We start from the raw sequence: 18,673 nt of genomic DNA, 5'->3' as shown, positions 1-18,673 counted from the left end.
TGATATTTTCACTTATGACTTATTTTCTGCTTACCAAAAAAAGCCACGTTACTTTGTTGATGCAAAAAAGTGAACGTGGCGTTAAATGTAACCAGTTATATCAGTAGAAAACCTGGTTGTTGTTAACAGTCTAACCGGTCAATTTTTTATGATTTTTTTGATAAAAATTAAATTTTATTTGCTTTAATCACCACCAGATGACGTTCGCCATCCAGGGCCGGAACGTGAAGTTTAACCACTGATTCGACCTGATATTCTTCGGGCAACAAAGCGATTTCATCTTCCGGCATTTGGCCTTTCAGCGCGTAGAAACGACCTTGCTCACCAGGAAGATGGTGGCACCAGCTCACCATATCGTTCAGAGAGGCAAAAGCGCGGCTAATTACGCCATCAAATGGCGGCTCAGAAGGAAACTCTTCTACCCTGCTCTGTACTGGCTCAATATTCTCCAGTTTAAGCTCATGTTGCACCTGACGAAGGAAACGCACGCGTTTACCAAGGCTATCCAACAACGTGAAGTGGGCTTCAGGACGCACGATAGAGAGTGGAATGCCAGGCAGTCCTGGTCCGGTGCCGACATCGATAAACCGTTCACCTTGCAGATACGGTGCCACCACAATGCTATCGAGAATATGGCGTACCAGCATCTCATTAGGATCGCGGACCGAAGTCAGGTTGTACGCTTTATTCCATTTATGCAGCATATTCACGTAGGCAATTAGCTGGTTTTTCTGGTGATCGGTAAGCGAAATTCCTGCGTCTTTCAGCAGAGAGGTGAGTTTGTTGAGCACGGTGATTACCTGTTCTTGATGCGTTGCCCGGTAAGCGGGTGCTTACCAGGCATTTTTAATGCGTTATGCGCTACGACGCAGCATACCCTGTTTTTTCAGCCACACCAGCAGAATGGAGATGGCCGCAGGCGTGACGCCAGAAATACGCGAAGCCTGACCGATAGAGGCCGGTTTGTGATCGTTAAGTTTGGCGATCACTTCGTTAGAAAGACCGGATACCTGGCGGTAATCCAGCGTCGCTGGTAGCAGGGTGTTCTCGTTACGCAGTTGCTTTTCGATCTCATCTTGCTGGCGCGCGATATAACCTTCGTATTTAACCTGAATCTCAACCTGTTCCGCCGCCTGTTCGTCTGTCAACGCAGGGGCAAACGGCGTCAGCGTGGTTAATTTTTCATAAGTCATTTCCGGACGACGCAGCAGATCTTCACCACTGGCTTCACGGGAAAGTGGCGCAGTCAGGTGAGCATTCACTTCGGCTGCAGCTTCCGCCGACGGGGTTACCCAGGTCGATTTCAGACGCTGACGCTCACGCTCGATATTCTCAAGTTTCTCGTTAAAGCGCGCCCAACGTTCGTCATCCACCAGGCCCAGTTCACGACCGATTTCAGTCAAACGCAGATCCGCATTATCTTCGCGCAGCATCAGACGATATTCTGCGCGCGAGGTAAACATACGATACGGTTCTTTGGTTCCTAAAGTGCACAGGTCATCAACCAGTACGCCGAGATACGCCTGAGAACGCGCCGGAGCCCAACCTTCTTTGTCAGCAGACAGACGGGCAGCGTTAAGACCGGCCAGCAAACCTTGCGCAGCGGCTTCTTCGTAACCGGTAGTGCCGTTAATCTGACCAGCAAAGAACAGCCCCTGGATAAACTTGCTCTCCAGCGTCGGTTTCAGGTCGCGTGGATCGAAGAAGTCATACTCAATGGCATAACCCGGACGCACGATCTTTGCGTTTTCCATCCCCTGCATGGAGCGGACGATTTGCATCTGCACATCGAACGGCAGGCTGGTGGAGATACCGTTCGGATAAATTTCGTTAGAGGTCAGCCCTTCCGGTTCAAGGAAGATCTGATGCTGATTTCTGTCGGCGAAGCGCATGACTTTGTCTTCGATCGACGGGCAGTAGCGTGGGCCGACACCTTCGATCACCCCTGCGTACATTGGGCTACGATCGAGGTTACTGCGGATCACATCATGGGTTTTCTCGTTGGTATGAGTGATATAACACGGCACCTGCTGGGGATGCTGGGACGCATTGCCCATAAACGAGAATACCGGCATTGGGTTATCGCCATGCTGTTGCGCCAGCACGCTGAAGTCGATAGTACGCGCATCAATACGCGGCGGTGTCCCGGTTTTCAGACGACCAACGCGCAGCGGCAGTTCACGCAAACGGCGAGAGAGCGGAATGGACGGCGGATCACCAGCACGGCCACCGCTGTAGTTATCCAGACCGATATGAATTTTACCGTCGAGGAACGTCCCAACGGTGAGCACGACGGCTTTGGCACGGAATTTCAGTCCCATTTGGGTAACAGCACCGACCACGCGATCGTTTTCGACAATAAGATCTTCAACCGCCTGCTGGAAGATCATCAGGTTCGGTTGGTTCTCCAGCGCCGTACGTACCGCCTGCCGGTAGAGCACACGATCCGCCTGAGCTCGGGTAGCGCGAACTGCCGGTCCCTTACTTGCGTTTAGTATCCTAAACTGGATACCCGCCTGATCGATCGCTTTCGCCATCAGACCGCCGAGTGCATCCACTTCTTTTACCAGATGTCCCTTCCCAATACCGCCGATCGCCGGGTTGCAGCTCATCTGCCCCAGAGTGTCGATATTGTGTGTCAAAAGCAGAGTCTGTTGACCCATACGCGCCGCGGCCATCGCGGCCTCGGTGCCTGCATGACCCCCGCCAATGATGATGACGTCAAAAGGATCCGGATAAAACATGGTGATTGCCTCGCATAACGCGGTATGAAAATGGATTGAAGCCCGGGCCGTGGATTCTACTCAACTTTGTCGGCTTGAGAAAGACCTGGGATCCTGGGTATTAAAAAGAAGATCTATTTATTTAGAGATCTGTTCTATTGTGATCTCTTATTAGGATCGCACTGCCCTGTGGATAACAAGGATCCGGCTTTTAAGATCAACAACCTGGAAAGGATCATTAACTGTGAATGATCGGTGATCCTGGACCGTATAAGCTGGGATCAGAATGAGGGGTTATACACAACTCAAAAACTGAACAACCGTTGTTCTTTGGATAACTACCGGTTGATCCAAGCTTCCTGACAGAGTTATCCACAGTGGATCGCACGATCTGTATACTTATTTGAGTAAATTAATCCACGATCCCAGCCATTCTTCTGCCGGATCTTCCGGAATGTCGTGATCAAGAATGTTGATCTTCAGTGTTTCGCCCGTCTGTTTTGCACCGGAATTTTTGAGTTCAGCCTCGAGTTTATCAATAGCCCCACAAAAGGTGTCATATTCACGACTACCAATACCGATTGCGCCAAAGCGGACCGCAGAAAGATCGGGCTTCTGTTCCTGCAATGCTTCATAGAAAGGAGAAAGGTTGTCCGGAATATCTCCGGCACCGTGGGTGGAGCTGATAACCAGCCAGATCCCCGAGGCAGATAAATCTTCCAACAGCGGACCGTGCAGCGTTTCGGTGGTAAAACCCGCCTCTTCCAGCTTTTCAGCCAGGTGTTCTGCTACATATTCGGCACCGCCGAGGGTGCTGCCGCTGATAAGAGTGATATCTGCCATAAACCGCCACCTTTATTAAGAGTGGCGTATTGTACGCTGTGAACGCGTTGGGATCTACCTGTGGAAAAGTATGGGATTAAAAAAGCCGATCAGGGCTTGATGGTACGCATGATCGGGTTCTGCAGGACGATCAATGTCTCGGTGGACTGAATTTCATCAATTGTTTGGATCTTGTTGATAAGTACATGCTGGAGAGCATCGATCGAACGGCACATTACTTTGATAAAGATGCTGTAGTGGCCAGTTGTGTAATAGGCTTCAGTGACTTCATCGAGGCTTTCCAGCTTTGCCAGCGCGGAAGGATAGTCTTTGGCGCTCTTTAATATAATGCCGATAAAGCAGCCTACGTCATAACCGAGCTGCTTCGGGCTGACATCAATACGCGCCCCGGTAATGATCCCCGCCTGCTTCATTTTCTCTACTCGAACGTGAATCGTCCCCGGACTGACGCCAAATTGTTTCGCCAGTTCGGCGTAAGCGGTGCGCGCATTGCCCATTAATGCTTCCAGGATGCCACGGTCCAGATTGTCGATCAGATAATTTTCCATAGGATTTTCTTATGCGGATTGATGATTCATTCTATTTTAGCCTTCTTTTTTAATGAATCAAAAGTGCATGAGGCTTTTTATTGAATGATTATTGCATGTGTGTCGGTTTTTGTTGCTTAATCATAAGCAACAGGACGCAGGAGTATAAAAAATGAAAACCGCTTACATTGCCAAACAACGTCAAATTAGCTTCGTGAAATCTCACTTTTCTCGTCAACTGGAAGAACGTCTGGGGCTGATCGAAGTCCAGGCGCCGATTCTTAGCCGTGTGGGGGATGGCACGCAGGATAACTTGTCGGGCTGTGAAAAAGCGGTGCAGGTAAAAGTGAAAGCTCTGCCTGATGCCCAGTTCGAAGTGGTTCATTCACTGGCGAAGTGGAAACGTCAGACCTTAGGGCAACACGACTTCAGCGCGGGCGAAGGGCTGTACACGCACATGAAAGCCCTTCGCCCCGATGAAGACCGTCTTTCCCCGTTGCACTCGGTCTATGTTGATCAGTGGGACTGGGAACGCGTAATGGGCGACGGCGAGCGTCAATTCTCGACTCTGAAAAGCACGGTAGAGGCGATCTGGGCGGGAATTAAAGCAACCGAAGCTGCAGTTAGCGAAGAGTTTGGCCTGGCACCGTTCCTGCCGGATCAGATCCACTTCGTACACAGCCAGGAGTTACTGTCTCGTTATCCGGATCTCGATGCCAAAGGGCGTGAGCGGGCGATTGCGAAAGATCTTGGCGCGGTATTCCTCGTCGGGATTGGCGGCAAGTTGAGTGATGGTCATCGCCACGACGTGCGCGCACCGGATTATGATGACTGGAGCACCCCGTCAGAGCTGGGCCATGCGGGTCTGAACGGCGATATTCTGGTATGGAACCCGGTACTGGAAGATGCGTTTGAGCTTTCTTCCATGGGGATCCGCGTGGATGCCGACACGCTGAAGCATCAGCTGGCGCTGACCGGTGACGAAGATCGCCTGCAGCTGGAGTGGCATCAGGCGCTGCTGCGCGGTGAAATGCCGCAGACCATCGGCGGCGGTATCGGGCAGTCTCGTTTGACCATGCTGCTGCTGCAACTGCCACATATCGGCCAGGTTCAGTGTGGTGTATGGCCGGCAGCTGTTCGCGAGAGCGTCCCTTCTCTGCTGTAATAATTTATCGCCGCCAGCGTCTGAGCAGGCGGCTTCGCATCCCGGTATCAAAGCGCCAGATATGATCGAAAATGCGCATGATGCCGGGTTTGCCATGTGCCGACATCGCCACGGCATGAAAGCGATGCTGATGTACCCGCTGTAGCTCTTTCACTTTACTCGTCACGTCGTCAGGCAACCGCTGGGCGATAAAATCAGAAATCACCACCGCATCGGCATCAAGCCATTCCCTGCTTTGCAAGCGTTCCATAATGGCGCGAAAACAACTGGCAAGATCGGTGCCGCCACGAAACTGCTGACTTAAAAAGCGGATCGCTTGCTCAATACCTTGTGGGCCTGAAAGCTCATAACGGACGATCTCGGTGGAAAATAGCATAATATAGCAGCGCCGGTTTTCAGCGAGGGCTATGCGCATCAAGGCCAGGCAGAACGCTTTCGCACACTGTTCATTAAAGCCGCCCATTGAGCCGGAAGTATCCACGCAGACAATAAACGGTCCGCGCGGCTGTTCGTCGTAATCTTTATGCACCACCGGGCGTTCGATCATTTTTTCACGCCACGACTCACCGTGCAGGCGATAGGTGAGCAACTGTTTTTCCACCAGCCGACGGTAAAACTCATACTCCAGTTCCGTTATCCCTAGTGTCGCCAGTTCTGGAGGCAAGAGACGTAAAATATCATCGCTTTGCTGCAGACCATCAACCTGCTCAGGAACCGTCGCCGGTTCGCGCACCATGGTGCGGAAGGTTTCCATCTGCGCATCGTTGCGCGGTATTGATTTGGCTTCCCGGGAACGCCCCAGTTGTTCTGCCAGACGTTTCAGTTCCGGCTGTTCGTTAAGAAATTCACCGTATTTCACAATCAACTGATAGTCGCCACGTTTAAGCTGACCGGCGCTCATATCCCACAGACGACCAGCTGCGGTATTGTTATCTGCGAGAATCGGTTCAAGTTGCCCGCTCAGCGTCATGCGTTCCTGAACTTCACTCAACAGTTGTTCGCGTTCTTCTTCTAATAGCTGCTGATTTAACGTCGTTGCTTGCACGATCAGGCTTAAACGCCAGCGCTGGAGAAAAAGCGTGTGTAACGCTGAAGTGATCGTACTGTTAGCATCAACCAACTGTCGGGCTTGTTCTGCCCATGGGGAATTCAGACGATGCAGTAAGTCCAGGATCTGTGGTAGCTGCACAATAAACTGCGGCGTGGAGAGGAGCTGGCTTTGCTGATAGCACATCACCTCTTCGGTGAGTTCCGGCGGGACTCGGGCATCTTTCAGCCGACTGCGCAGCGCCTCACGCCAGCGGGGAACATCATCAGTGATAGCCGCCTTCAGTCGTGGGAATTTTTCAAAGAAGACCGCCAGCTGCGGTGAGGCCAGCAGCGCGATGATCATCTCTTCGATCAATCCCTCTTCGCTGACGGCCAGCATCACATTAAGCGTATCCAGCGTTAGCATTGTTGTGCCTGGCGAATCTGTGCGCCGACATCCTGTAGGCTGGCTTCAATGCGACCTAACCAGTCGCCAGGGATAAACAGACATTTTTGCTGTTCGCTGAATAAAGCGTGTTGCTTGCGCCAGTCGCTTTCAAGCTCTTCCAGTTGTTGTTTTATTTCACCTGGCAGACCTTCAGCCGATGAACCGGGAAGTGCCAGCGTACTGCCTTGTAAACTTACATCGCGTACAACAAGATGTTGGGTGCTATCAACTTCCAGATTCAGTTTCTGGGCAAAGCCAATACCGTTCAGTTTGCCGCGAATTTCACCACCTTTACTCAGCCACTGTTCCAGCGCGTTACGCTCAAAGGAGATATGAACCACTTCCATATCATGCAATTTTAACGGTTTTTGCAGCAGCAGAGTCAGAGTGGAAGCAGTAACGTTAACAGGAAGTTGATACTGCTGACGACGGCTGAAAATGCCGCCCAGACGAATTACCGTTAAGGCTGTTTTATCGCTTTGTTGCTGCTGGAGTTGCAGGTGACGTTGCACAATCGCGCCCAGGCGGGTCAACATCCCTTGCTGTTGCCAGGCGTGACCGGTCATCAATACATCAATTTGTTGTTGTATCAAATTCAGGCTTTGCGCGTCATACCACAGGCAATCTTTCAGCAAAATGAGATCAACCGGGGCGACAGCACTGCGACCGCTAAAAAAGGCGCTGGCCTGCAATAAGCGGATCGCTTTTTTCCAGCGACGATCCGAGACATAAGGCGCATCCGGTAATTTATCCAGTTGCTGGCGCAGCATAAAAATCAGCTCAAATACATGATCGGGCAGCGTAATTTCACCAATCTCTTTCTGCCAGCGTTCATATTCTTCATCTGTGATCTGCAAGGAGGCAGGAACCGGATTGTCATTTTCATCCTGTTGACTGGTCAGCATGGAGCGGAAATTCGCTTTATCCTGCACTTTATCTAACCACAGACGAATCAGCATGCGGTCATATAACGCTTCCAGACTGCTGTCTGCTTCCGGCAGCTCGTTGGAGGCCGCCACCAGCAGACGCATCGGGATTTTTTCTACGAGTGCGCCGTTGCGGAACTGGCGCTCGTTAATGGCGGTGAGCAGGGTATTAAGAATTGCCGGACCCGCTTTCCAGATCTCATCCAGAAAGACGATTTCAGCTTCCGGCAGGTAACCGCTGGTTAAACGTTCATAGCGCCCTTCATCTTTTAGCGCCTGAATAGAAAGGGGACCAAAAACTTCTTCCGGCGTGGAGAAGCGGGTCATCAGATATTCAAACGCGCGGGCATTCTGAAAGGCGAATTTTAAGCGCCGGGCGATCAAACTTTTGGCAATACCTGGTGGGCCAAGGAGGAACACACTTTCACCACTTAATGCCGCTAATAAACACAAGCGGATGGCGTGGCTACGTTCATAAAGCCCCTTTTCCAACGAACTGCTCAGGCGGGAAATTCTTTCCGCTAATAAATGAGGGTGAGCCATAATGAAGTGGCGTCCTTTCGTCAAAAGTTCTGCGTAAATTGCGAGTATAGACGTTTCTTGCTGGTGGCTAAAATAGTCTCAAAGGAGGGGTATTTTTCTTTGAGCCAGGTTAATGTGGCCGCATTTAGGAGTACGATTTTGCCGTTAATCGTGCATACTGTGCGCTTTTTTGTGGGCCAAGGGACTAAGCACACATTTCATATTTCAACGAAAGACTAGTCTATGAGCACTGATAATAAGCAATCATTGCCCGCGATTACCCTCGCGGCGATTGGAGTTGTCTACGGCGATATTGGTACCAGCCCGTTATATACACTTCGTGAATGTTTGTCCGGCCAGTTTGGTTTTGGCGTTGAACGCGATGCCGTGTTTGGCTTTTTATCGCTGATCTTCTGGCTGCTAATCTTTGTGGTTTCCATTAAATATCTCACCTTCGTGATGCGGGCAGATAACGCCGGTGAAGGGGGGATCCTGACGTTGATGTCGCTTGCCGGGCGTAATACGTCGGCGCGAACCACATCAATGCTGGTGATTATGGGGCTAATCGGCGGCAGCTTTTTCTATGGTGAAGTCGTCATTACTCCCGCTATTTCGGTGATGTCCGCCATTGAAGGTCTGGAAATCGTCGCCCCGCAGCTGGATACCTGGATAGTTCCCCTCTCAATTATCGTTCTCACATTATTATTCATGATTCAAAAACATGGCACGGCTATGGTCGGTAAGCTGTTTGCGCCGATCATGCTGACCTGGTTTTTGATTCTGGCAGGGCTGGGGTTACGTAGCATTATTGCTAACCCGGAAGTGCTGCATGCACTGAATCCGATGTGGGCGGTGCATTTCTTCCTTGAATACAAAACGGTTTCTTTTATTGCATTAGGGGCAGTGGTGCTGTCGATTACGGGGGTCGAGGCGCTGTATGCTGATATGGGGCACTTTGGTAAGTTCCCTATTCGTCTGGCGTGGTTCACCGTCGTATTGCCTTCCTTAACCCTTAATTACTTCGGCCAGGGAGCGCTGTTGTTAAAGAATCCGGAAGCGATTAAGAACCCGTTCTTCCTGTTGGCACCGGACTGGGCGCTGATCCCGCTGCTGATCATCGCCGCACTGGCGACGGTAATTGCCTCGCAAGCGGTTATCTCTGGCGTCTTCTCATTGACGCGTCAGGCGGTACGTCTGGGATATTTGTCGCCGATGCGCATTATTCACACTTCCGAAATGGAGTCAGGGCAAATCTATATTCCCTTTGTGAACTGGATGCTCTATGTCGCGGTCGTGATTGTGATTGTCAGCTTTGAGCACTCCAGCAACCTGGCGGCGGCGTACGGGATTGCGGTGACCGGAACCATGGTGCTGACGTCTATTCTCTCGACTACCGTGGCACGTCAGAACTGGCACTGGAATAAGTATTTTGTTGCGCTGATCCTGATTGCTTTCCTTTGTGTCGATATTCCCTTGTTCACCGCTAACCTCGATAAACTGCTCTCCGGCGGCTGGTTGCCATTGAGCCTCGGTACGGTGATGTTTATCGTGATGACCACCTGGAAGAGCGAACGTTTCCGTTTGCTGCGGCGGATGCATGAACATGGTAACTCTCTGGAGGCGATGATTGCTTCGCTGGAGAAATCACCGCCCGTTCGCGTGCCTGGGACCGCGGTGTATATGTCGCGTGCAATCAACGTCATTCCCTTTGCGCTGATGCATAACCTGAAACATAACAAGGTATTGCATGAGCGGGTGATTCTGTTAACTCTGCGCACCGAAGACGCGCCTTATGTCCATAACGTCCGTCGGGTACAGATTGAACAACTGTCGCCCACTTTCTGGCGCGTGGTGGCAAGTTATGGTTGGCGAGAAACGCCAAACGTGGAAGAAGTTTTCCACCGCTGCGGTCTGGAAGGATTAAGTTGCCGGATGATGGAAACCTCCTTCTTTATGTCGCATGAGTCGTTGATCCTCGGCAAACGCCCGTGGTATTTGCGTCTGCGCGGCAAGCTGTACTTGCTGCTGCAACGTAATGCGCTGCGTGCGCCGGATCAATTTGAAATCCCGCCAAACAGGGTTATCGAACTGGGTACTCAGGTCGAAATCTAACGCCAGACGCCTCCTTTCTCCATAAGGGGGCGTTTTTGTTTTCATGGTTAATCACCATGTAAAACGTTTCGAGGTTGATCACATTTCCGTAACGTCACGATGGTTTTCCCAACTCAGTCAGGATTAAACTGCGGGTCAGCGAAACGTTTCGCTGATGGAGAAAAAAATGAAAAAAGGCACCGTTCTTAATTCTGATATTTCATCGGTGATCTCCCGTCTGGGACATACCGATACGCTGGTGGTGTGTGATGCTGGTTTACCCATCCCCAAAAGTACAACGCGTATCGATATGGCATTAACCCAGGGGGTACCTTCTTTTATGCAGGTGCTGGGCGTCGTCACAAATGAAATGCAGGTCGAAGCTGCCATTATCGCGGAAGAGATCAAACAACATAATCCGCAACTCCACGAAACGTTGCTCACTCACCTTGAGCAGCTGCAAAAACACCAGGGAAATACCATTGAAATTCGTTACACCACGCATGAACAATTCAAACAACAAACCGCAGAAAGTCAGGCGGTAATTCGCAGCGGAGAATGTTCTCCGTATGCGAATATCATTCTCTGTGCTGGCGTGACGTTCTGAGGCCGTCATGGAAGCATTACTTCAGCTTAAAGGCATCGATAAAGCCTTCCCGGGCGTAAAAGCCCTCTCGGGCGCAGCGTTAAATGTCTATCCGGGCCGCGTGATGGCGCTGGTGGGCGAAAACGGCGCGGGTAAATCCACCATGATGAAAGTGCTTACTGGTATCTATACTCGCGATGCCGGCACGCTTTTATGGCTGGGGAAAGAAACGACATTTACCGGGCCGAAATCTTCCCAGGAAGCCGGGATTGGGATTATCCACCAGGAACTGAACCTGATCCCGCAGTTAACCATTGCCGAAAACATTTTCCTCGGTCGTGAGTTTGTTAATCGCTTTGGCAAAATTGACTGGAAAACCATGTATGCCGAAGCGGATAAATTACTGGCTAAACTTAACCTGCGCTTTAAAAGCGACAAGCTGGTGGGCGATCTTTCCATCGGTGACCAGCAAATGGTTGAAATCGCCAAAGTGCTGAGCTTTGAGTCGAAAGTCATCATTATGGATGAACCGACCGATGCGCTGACCGATACCGAAACCGAATCCTTGTTCCGCGTCATCCGCGAGCTGAAATCGCAAGGCCGCGGTATTGTCTATATCTCCCACCGCATGAAAGAAATCTTCGAGATTTGCGATGACGTTACCGTTTTTCGTGACGGGCAATTTATTGCTGAGCGTGAAGTAGCATCACTGACCGAAGATTCGCTGATTGAGATGATGGTGGGTCGCAAGCTGGAAGAGCAATATCCGCACCTGGACAAAGCGCCGGGAGATATCCGCCTGAAAGTCGATAATCTCTGCGGACCTGGCGTTAACGATGTCTCTTTTACTTTACGCAAAGGCGAAATTCTTGGCGTCTCTGGTTTGATGGGCGCAGGTCGTACCGAACTGATGAAAGTGCTCTACGGCGCACTGCCGCGCACCAGCGGTTACGTCACCCTGGATGGGCATGAAGTCGTTACCCGTTCACCGCAGGATGGCCTGGCAAACGGCATTGTGTATATCTCCGAAGACCGTAAACGTGACGGTTTAGTGCTGGGCATGTCAGTAAAAGAGAACATGTCGCTGACAGCGCTGCGCTACTTCAGCCGCGCTGGCGGCAGTTTGAAGCATGCCGATGAACAGCAGGCAGTAAGTGATTTCATTCGTCTGTTTAATGTGAAAACGCCGTCAATGGAACAGGCAATTGGTCTGCTTTCCGGTGGCAATCAGCAAAAAGTAGCGATTGCCCGTGGTCTGATGACACGCCCTAAAGTGTTGATCCTCGATGAGCCTACCCGTGGCGTAGATGTCGGCGCGAAAAAAGAGATCTATCAACTGATTAACCAGTTCAAAGCCGATGGCTTGAGCATCATTCTGGTGTCATCGGAGATGCCAGAAGTATTAGGCATGAGCGATCGCATCATCGTCATGCATGAAGGGCATCTCAGCGGGGAATTTACTCGTGAGCAGGCCACCCAGGAAGTGTTAATGGCTGCCGCTGTGGGCAAGCTTAATCGCGTGAATCAGGAGTAAAAAAATGACAACCCAGACTGTCTCTGGTCGCCGTTATTTCACGAAAGCGTGGCTGATGGAGCAGAAATCGCTTATCGCTCTGCTGGTGCTGATCGCGATTGTCTCGACGTTAAGCCCGAACTTTTTCACCATCAATAACTTATTCAATATTCTTCAGCAAACCTCGGTGAACGCCATTATGGCGGTCGGGATGACGCTGGTGATCCTGACGTCGGGTATCGACTTGTCGGTAGGTTCTCTGTTGGCGCTGACCGGCGCAGTTGCTGCATCTATCGTCGGCATTGAAGTCAATGCGCTGGTGGCTGTCGCTGCCGCTCTCGCGTTAGGTGCCGCAATTGGTGCGGTAACTGGGGTGATTGTAGCGAAAGGTCGCGTCCAGGCGTTTATCGCTACGCTGGTTATGATGCTTTTACTGCGCGGCGTGACCATGGTTTATACCAATGGTAGCCCAGTGAATACCGGCTTTACTGAGAACGCCGATCTGTTTGGCTGGTTTGGTATTGGTCGTCCGCTGGGCGTACCGACGCCAGTCTGGATCATGGGGATTGTCTTCCTCGCGGCCTGGTACATGCTGCATCACACGCGTCTGGGGCGTTACATCTACGCGCTGGGCGGCAATGAAGCGGCAACGCGTCTTTCTGGTATCAACGTCAATAAAATCAAAATCATCGTCTATTCTCTTTGTGGTCTGCTGGCATCGCTGGCCGGGATCATTGAAGTGGCGCGTCTCTCCTCCGCACAACCCACGGCGGGGACTGGCTATGAGCTGGATGCTATTGCTGCGGTGGTTCTGGGCGGTACGAGTCTGGCGGGCGGAAAAGGTCGCATTGTTGGGACGTTGATCGGCGCATTAATTCTTGGCTTCCTTAATAATGGATTGAATTTGTTAGGTGTTTCCTCCTATTACCAGATGATCGTCAAAGCGGTGGTGATTTTGCTGGCGGTGCTGGTAGACAACAAAAAGCAGTAATAACGACTACAGGACATCTTGAATATGAACATGAAAAAACTGGCTACCCTGGTTTCCGCTGTTGCGCTAAGCGCCACCGTCAGTGCGAATGCGATGGCAAAAGACACCATCGCGCTGGTGGTCTCCACGCTTAACAACCCATTCTTTGTATCGCTGAAAGATGGCGCGCAGAAAGAGGCGGATAAACTTGGCTATAACTTGGTGGTGCTGGACTCCCAGAACAACCCGGCGAAAGAGCTGGCGAACGTGCAGGACTTAACCGTCCGCGGCACCAAAATTCTGCTGATTAACCCGACCGACTCCGACGCAGTAGGTAATGCTGTGAAGATGGCTAACCAGGCGAACATCCCGGTTATCACTCTTGACCGCCAGGCAACGAAAGGTGAAGTGGTGAGCCACATTGCATCTGATAACGTACTGGGCGGCAAAATCGCCGGTGATTACATCGCGAAGAAAGTGGGTGAAGGTGCCAAAGTTATCGAGCTGCAAGGCATTGCCGGTACATCCGCAGCCCGTGAACGTGGCGAAGGTTTCCAGCAGGCCGTTGCTGCTCACAAGTTTAATGTTCTTGCCAGCCAGCCTGCAGATTTTGATCGCACCAAAGGTTTGAACGTAATGCAGAACCTGTTGACCGCTCATCCGGATGTTCAGGCTGTATTCGCGCAGAATGATGAAATGGCGCTTGGCGCGCTGCGCGCACTGCAAACTGCCGGTAAATCGGATGTGATGGTCGTCGGATTTGACGGTACACCGGATGGCGAAAAAGCGGTGAATGATGGCAAACTAGCAGCGACTATCGCTCAGCTACCCGATCAGATTGGCGCGAAAGGCGTCGAAACCGCAGATAAAGTGCTGAAAGGCGAGAAAGTTCAGGCTAAGTATCCGGTTGATCTGAAACTGGTTGTTAAGCAGTAGTTTTAATCAGGTTGTATGACCTGATGGTGACATAAATACGTCATCGACAGATGAACGTGTAATATAAAGAAAAGCAGGGCACGCGCCACCCTAACACGGTGGCGCATTTTATGGACATCCCGAATATGCAAAACGCAGGCAGCCTCGTTGTTCTTGGCAGCATTAATGCTGACCACATTCTTAATCTTCAATCTTTTCCTACTCCAGGCGAAACCGTAACCGGTAACCACTATCAGGTTGCATTTGGCGGCAAAGGCGCGAATCAGGCGGTGGCTGCTGGGCGTAGCGGTGCGAATATCGCGTTTATTGCCTGCACTGGCGATGACAGCATTGGTGAGAGCGTTCGCCAGCAGCTCGCCACTGATAACATCGATATTTCTCCGGTCAGCGTGATCAAAGGCGAATCAACAGGTGTGGCGCTGATTTTTGTTAATGGCGAAGGTGAGAATGTCATCGGTATTCATGCCGGCGCTAATGCTGCCCTTTCCCCGGCGCTGGTGGAAGCGCAACGTGAGCGTATTGCCAACGCGTCAGCATTATTAATGCAGCTGGAATCACCACTCGAAAGTGTGATGGCAGCGGCGAAAATCGCCCATCAAAATAAGACTATCGTTGCGCTTAACCCGGCTCCGGCTCGCGAACTTCCTGACGAACTGCTGGCGCTGGTGGACATTATTACGCCAAACGAAACGGAAGCAGAAAAGCTCACCGGTATTCGTGTTGAAAATGATGAAGATGCAGCGAAGGCGGCGCAGGTACTGCATGAAAAAGGTATCCGTACTGTACTGATTACTTTAGGAAGTCGTGGTGTATGGGCTAGCGTGAATGGTGAAGGTCAGCGCGTTCCTGGATTCCGGGTGCAGGCTGTCGATACTATTGCTGCCGGAGATACCTTTAACGGCGCGTTAATCACGGCGTTGCTGGAAGAAAAACCATTGCCAGAGGCGATTCGTTTTGCCCATGCAGCCGCTGCGATTGCCGTAACACGTAAAGGCGCACAACCTTCCGTACCGTGGCGTGAAGAGATCGACGCATTTTTAGACAGGCAGAGGTGACGCTTGGCTACAATGAAAGATGTTGCCCGCCTGGCGGGCGTTTCTACCTCAACAGTTTCTCACGTTATCAATAAAGATCGCTTCGTCAGTGAAGCGATTACAGCCAAAGTTGAAGCGGCGATTAAAGAACTCAATTACGCGCCATCAGCTCTGGCGCGTAGCCTCAAACTCAATCAAACACATACCATTGGCATGTTGATCACTGCCAGTACCAATCCTTTCTATTCAGAACTGGTGCGTGGCGTTGAACGCAGCTGCTTCGAACGCGGTTATAGTCTTGTCCTTTGCAATACCGAAGGCGATGAACAGCGGATGAATCGTAATCTGGAAACGCTGATGCAAAAACGCGTTGATGGCTTGCTGTTACTGTGCACCGAAACGCATCAGCCTTCGCGTGAAATCATGCAACGTTATCCGACAGTGCCTACCGTGATGATGGACTGGGCTCCGTTCGATGGCGACAGCGATCTTATTCAGGATAACTCGTTGCTGGGCGGAGACTTAGCAACGCAATATCTGATCGATAAAGGTCATACCCGTATTGCCTGTATTACCGGTCCGCTGGATAAAACTCCGGCGCGCCTGCGGTTGGAAGGTTATCGGGCGGCGATGAAACGTGCGGGTCTCAACATTCCTGATGGCTATGAAGTCACTGGTGATTTTGAATTTAACGGCGGGTTTGACGCCATGCGCCAACTGTTATCACATCCGCTGCGTCCTCAGGCTGTCTTTACCGGAAATGACGCTATGGCTGTTGGCGTTTACCAAGCGTTATATCAGGCAGAGTTACAGGTTCCGCAGGATATCGCGGTGATTGGCTATGACGATATCGAACTGGCAAGCTTTATGACGCCACCATTAACAACTATCCACCAACCGAAAGATGAACTGGGGGAGCTGGCGATTGATGTACTCATCCATCGGATAACCCAGCCGGCCCTACAGCAACAACGATTACAACTTACTCCGATTCTGATGGAACGTGGTTCGGCTTAGATTTACGCTGTCTTTTGATCAAATTATTACCATCGGTTGTTTTCAGTAGCATGAACATTGCTGCTGAAGCAACAGTAATAATCCCCATCGTGATAAACGTATAGTGGAATTGTTCGACTGTCGTTGTGCCTTCCATCCCTTCGTAAACGCGAAGGACGGCCGCACTTACAGCAACGCCTAAACTGATAGACAGTTGCTGCGTGACCGCCAGAACACTGTTACCGCTGCTGGCGTTGTCATCGGTCAGATCGGCAAGTGTGATGGTATTCATCGCGGTAAATTGTGTCGACATAGCCATCCCTAATATAAACAACGGCAAGATCAGCATCCATATCGCCATTGCTGGTGATTGCAAAGAGAACTGAGCGATCATTAGCCCAATAATCACCGTGATCCCCACTAACGTATGGCGATAGCCCAGACGACGTAAGACTTGGGTAACCATCGATTTTGCAATAATGGAACCTAACGCTGTCGGTGCCATCATACAGCCAGCAATAAACGCCTGATACCCAAATCCTACCTGTAACATCAATGGCATAAGGAACGGTACACAGCCGGTCCCCAGACGGGTTGCAATATTGCCTACGATACCGATCGAGAAAGTGCGGGTTTTAAATAAATCTAATGAAATTAATGGGTTTGGCGTGCGTCGCGCATGGAGAATATAGAGAAGCAGTAACCCGATGCTGGTGACAATTACCGTCAAGGCAATCCAGCTGGCGACAATCTTTTCCCCGAATAGCTCTATTCCGCTTGAGAAGAGAACAAGGCTGAGGCCAAACAGCAAAAAGCCAGTGGTATCGAATCTGCGTCGTGCGGTGGTGAAATTGGGCATATGTTTGTGCGCGTAAAGAAGGCCCGCAATACCTATGGGGATATTGATTAAAAATATCCAGTGCCAGGTTGCCCAGGTGACCAGCACGCCGCCAAGAACGGGGCCTAAAATTGGCCCCACCAGACCCGGCATGGCGACAAAATTCAATACAGGAAGAAGTTCATTACGAGGATAAGCGCGCAGTAAGGCCAGCCGAGCAACAGGCATCATCATTGCGCCGCCTATCCCCTGAATAACCCGGAAGACAACCAGCTGTGGTAGCGAGTTGGAAAGTGCGCAGGCCAGAGAACCCAACGTGAACAGACTCACGGCAAGGGTAAAAATGCGACGTGTACCGAAGCGATCGGCTAGCCATCCGCTTACCGGAATAAGCATCGCCACCGTCAGCGTATAACTGATGATGGCTGATTGCATCGCGAGAGGAGAACGATTAAGGCTATGAGCGATTGCGGGTAAGGCGGTATTCAGAATAGTGGCATCAAGTGCCTGCATGAAGAAGGCCATCGCCGCGATCCACGGCAAACCCGCCATACTGCGCTTCTTTTTATCGCTCATTCAATGTCCTGTTATCGGGGTGTCACTTATCAGGTGAGCGTAGCAGCGCCTGACAAGCTTTAAATGCCGCGTCGCCATCGCTTTGGATAATCGCGTCAACAATCGCCTGGTGCAGATCCAGCTTTATCACTGTGTCGCTGGTAATTGACGTGAAGTAAGTGTGATAAACCGAATGGAATAGCGAGGCGAATGAGGTCAAAAACGGATTGGCGCTCATTTCATAGATATGCTCATGCCAGGCCATATCGACTTCGATCCAGCGTTCACGGCGAAAGTTCTCTTTTAATGCCGCCATTTCGGCCATTAACGTATTGAGATGCGCCTTCTGTTCCGCGGTGCCAACCGTTGCTGCCAGTAGGCAAGCTTGCGGCTCCAGACAGATACGCATAACCAGAAAGTGATCGATGACCTGATGAAAGTTCTCTTCTGTCATCCACCAGGTAAGCAATTCCTGATCAAGAAAATTCCAGTTTGATTGTGGCATGACCCGGGTACCAATTCGCGGTCGCGGTAAAACCATCCCTTTTGCCGTTAACGTTTTGACCGCTTCGCGTACCGCTGTACGACTCACTCCAAATTGCTCGCCCAGCTCAATCTCACCAGGCAAAATGGTGCCGGGTTCATATTCACCTTTTAAGATGCGTTGCGCCAGCTTCTCAGCCAGAACATACGAAAGGTTTTTCTGTGCAGCTAACTGTTGTGCGCTTAAAGGCATTACTAATCTTCCTTTTTCTTTTTATTCCTCCTTAGTATGCCACCAGGAAGTGTGATTACGGTTGCAAAAACGGCAAATTGCTTGTTTTATGGCACATTAACGGGGCTTTTGCTGAAAAAATGCTCGGTCAGAAAATTATTTTAAATTTCCTCTTGTCAGGCCGGAATAACTCCCTATAATGCGCCACCACTGACACGGAACAACGGCAAACACGCCGCCGGGTCAGCGGGGTTCT

At 50.9% G+C, this 18,673-nt stretch carries 16 protein-coding genes; 8 read left to right on the top strand and 8 right to left on the bottom strand.

Annotated features, from left to right (window positions below; genetic code table 11):
• Positions 1 to 167: 167 nt before the first annotated feature.
• The 4 genes from rsmG to asnC form a co-directional block, all read right to left on the bottom strand.
• Positions 168 to 791, bottom strand: coding sequence for a 16S rRNA (guanine(527)-N(7))-methyltransferase RsmG (rsmG, locus tag ACJHX7_RS22720; RefSeq protein ID WP_000932863.1), 624 nt, complete (start codon positions 789 to 791; stop codon positions 168 to 170).
• Positions 792 to 854: 63 nt separating this feature from the next.
• Positions 855 to 2,744 carry a tRNA uridine-5-carboxymethylaminomethyl(34) synthesis enzyme MnmG gene (gene mnmG, locus ACJHX7_RS22715; RefSeq protein WP_000499788.1) on the bottom strand — a complete coding sequence of 630 codons (1,890 nt, stop codon included), beginning with the start codon at positions 2,742 to 2,744 and terminating at the stop codon, positions 855 to 857.
• A gap of 378 nt (positions 2,745 to 3,122) precedes the next feature.
• On the bottom strand, positions 3,123 to 3,566 hold the full coding sequence (mioC, locus tag ACJHX7_RS22710) for an FMN-binding protein MioC (protein ID WP_000763742.1): 444 nt from the start codon (positions 3,564 to 3,566) through the stop codon (positions 3,123 to 3,125).
• 89 nt (positions 3,567 to 3,655) lie between these two features.
• Entirely contained in the window at positions 3,656 to 4,114 is a 459-nt protein-coding gene (gene asnC, locus ACJHX7_RS22705) for a transcriptional regulator AsnC (RefSeq protein WP_000432970.1), read from the bottom strand.
• Between the two features lie 151 nt (positions 4,115 to 4,265).
• Here asnC and asnA point away from each other — a divergent pair, with 151 nt between their 5' ends.
• Positions 4,266 to 5,258 carry an aspartate--ammonia ligase gene (gene asnA, locus ACJHX7_RS22700; RefSeq protein ID WP_000845107.1) on the top strand — a complete coding sequence of 331 codons (993 nt, stop codon included), beginning with the start codon at positions 4,266 to 4,268 and terminating at the stop codon, positions 5,256 to 5,258.
• A 4-nt stretch (positions 5,259 to 5,262) separates the two neighbouring features.
• On the opposite strand, the gene viaA is transcribed toward asnA, so the two are convergent.
• Positions 5,263 to 6,714: an ATPase RavA stimulator ViaA gene (gene viaA, locus ACJHX7_RS22695; protein ID WP_094030525.1), complete on the bottom strand. Its 1,452-nt coding sequence runs from the start codon at positions 6,712 to 6,714 to the stop codon at positions 5,263 to 5,265.
• On the bottom strand, positions 6,708 to 8,204 hold the full coding sequence (ravA, locus tag ACJHX7_RS22690) for an ATPase RavA (protein WP_094030524.1): 1,497 nt from the start codon (positions 8,202 to 8,204) through the stop codon (positions 6,708 to 6,710). The genes viaA and ravA overlap by 7 nt, the downstream gene beginning before the upstream one ends.
• Before the next feature lie 222 nt (positions 8,205 to 8,426).
• Between ravA and kup the strand changes: the two genes are divergently transcribed.
• The 7 genes from kup (at position 8,427) to rbsR (ending at position 16,330) form a co-directional block, all read left to right on the top strand.
• Positions 8,427 to 10,295 carry a low affinity potassium transporter Kup gene (gene kup, locus ACJHX7_RS22685; protein ID WP_000102319.1) on the top strand — a complete coding sequence of 623 codons (1,869 nt, stop codon included), beginning with the start codon at positions 8,427 to 8,429 and terminating at the stop codon, positions 10,293 to 10,295.
• Between the two features lie 166 nt (positions 10,296 to 10,461).
• Positions 10,462 to 10,881, top strand: coding sequence for a D-ribose pyranase (gene rbsD / locus ACJHX7_RS22680; protein WP_000715936.1), 420 nt, complete (start codon positions 10,462 to 10,464; stop codon positions 10,879 to 10,881).
• Between the two features lie 7 nt (positions 10,882 to 10,888).
• Positions 10,889 to 12,394 carry a ribose ABC transporter ATP-binding protein RbsA gene (gene rbsA, locus ACJHX7_RS22675; protein WP_032172585.1) on the top strand — a complete coding sequence of 502 codons (1,506 nt, stop codon included), beginning with the start codon at positions 10,889 to 10,891 and terminating at the stop codon, positions 12,392 to 12,394.
• A 4-nt stretch (positions 12,395 to 12,398) separates the two neighbouring features.
• A complete protein-coding gene (gene rbsC / locus ACJHX7_RS22670; RefSeq protein WP_000211858.1) occupies positions 12,399 to 13,364 on the top strand; it encodes a ribose ABC transporter permease in 966 nt (321 codons plus the stop codon).
• Between the two features lie 24 nt (positions 13,365 to 13,388).
• Entirely contained in the window at positions 13,389 to 14,279 is an 891-nt protein-coding gene (gene rbsB, locus ACJHX7_RS22665) for a ribose ABC transporter substrate-binding protein RbsB (RefSeq protein ID WP_001297966.1), read from the top strand.
• 125 nt (positions 14,280 to 14,404) lie between these two features.
• Complete coding sequence (gene rbsK, locus ACJHX7_RS22660; protein ID WP_001361088.1) at positions 14,405 to 15,334, top strand: ribokinase; 930 nt, start codon at positions 14,405 to 14,407, stop codon at positions 15,332 to 15,334.
• Between the two features lie 3 nt (positions 15,335 to 15,337).
• Positions 15,338 to 16,330, top strand: a complete 993-nt coding sequence (rbsR, locus tag ACJHX7_RS22655) for a ribose operon transcriptional repressor RbsR (protein WP_000224467.1) — start codon at positions 15,338 to 15,340, stop codon at positions 16,328 to 16,330.
• Here the strand turns inward: rbsR and mdtD are convergent.
• Positions 16,296 to 17,723, bottom strand: a complete 1,428-nt coding sequence (mdtD, locus tag ACJHX7_RS22650) for a multidrug transporter subunit MdtD (protein ID WP_001280828.1) — start codon at positions 17,721 to 17,723, stop codon at positions 16,296 to 16,298. The genes rbsR and mdtD overlap by 35 nt on opposite strands.
• A gap of 22 nt (positions 17,724 to 17,745) precedes the next feature.
• A complete protein-coding gene (locus ACJHX7_RS22645) occupies positions 17,746 to 18,438 on the bottom strand; it encodes a FadR/GntR family transcriptional regulator (protein ID WP_001131164.1) in 693 nt (230 codons plus the stop codon).
• Between the last annotated feature and the right edge of the window lie 235 nt (positions 18,439 to 18,673).

The organism is Escherichia sp. WS1451 (assembly GCF_046487365.1).
In the GTDB taxonomy this organism is placed as follows: domain Bacteria; phylum Pseudomonadota; class Gammaproteobacteria; order Enterobacterales; family Enterobacteriaceae; genus Escherichia; species Escherichia coli.
Note: the sequence above shows the minus strand (reverse complement) of the source record. Positions and strands in the feature narration are given on the sequence as shown.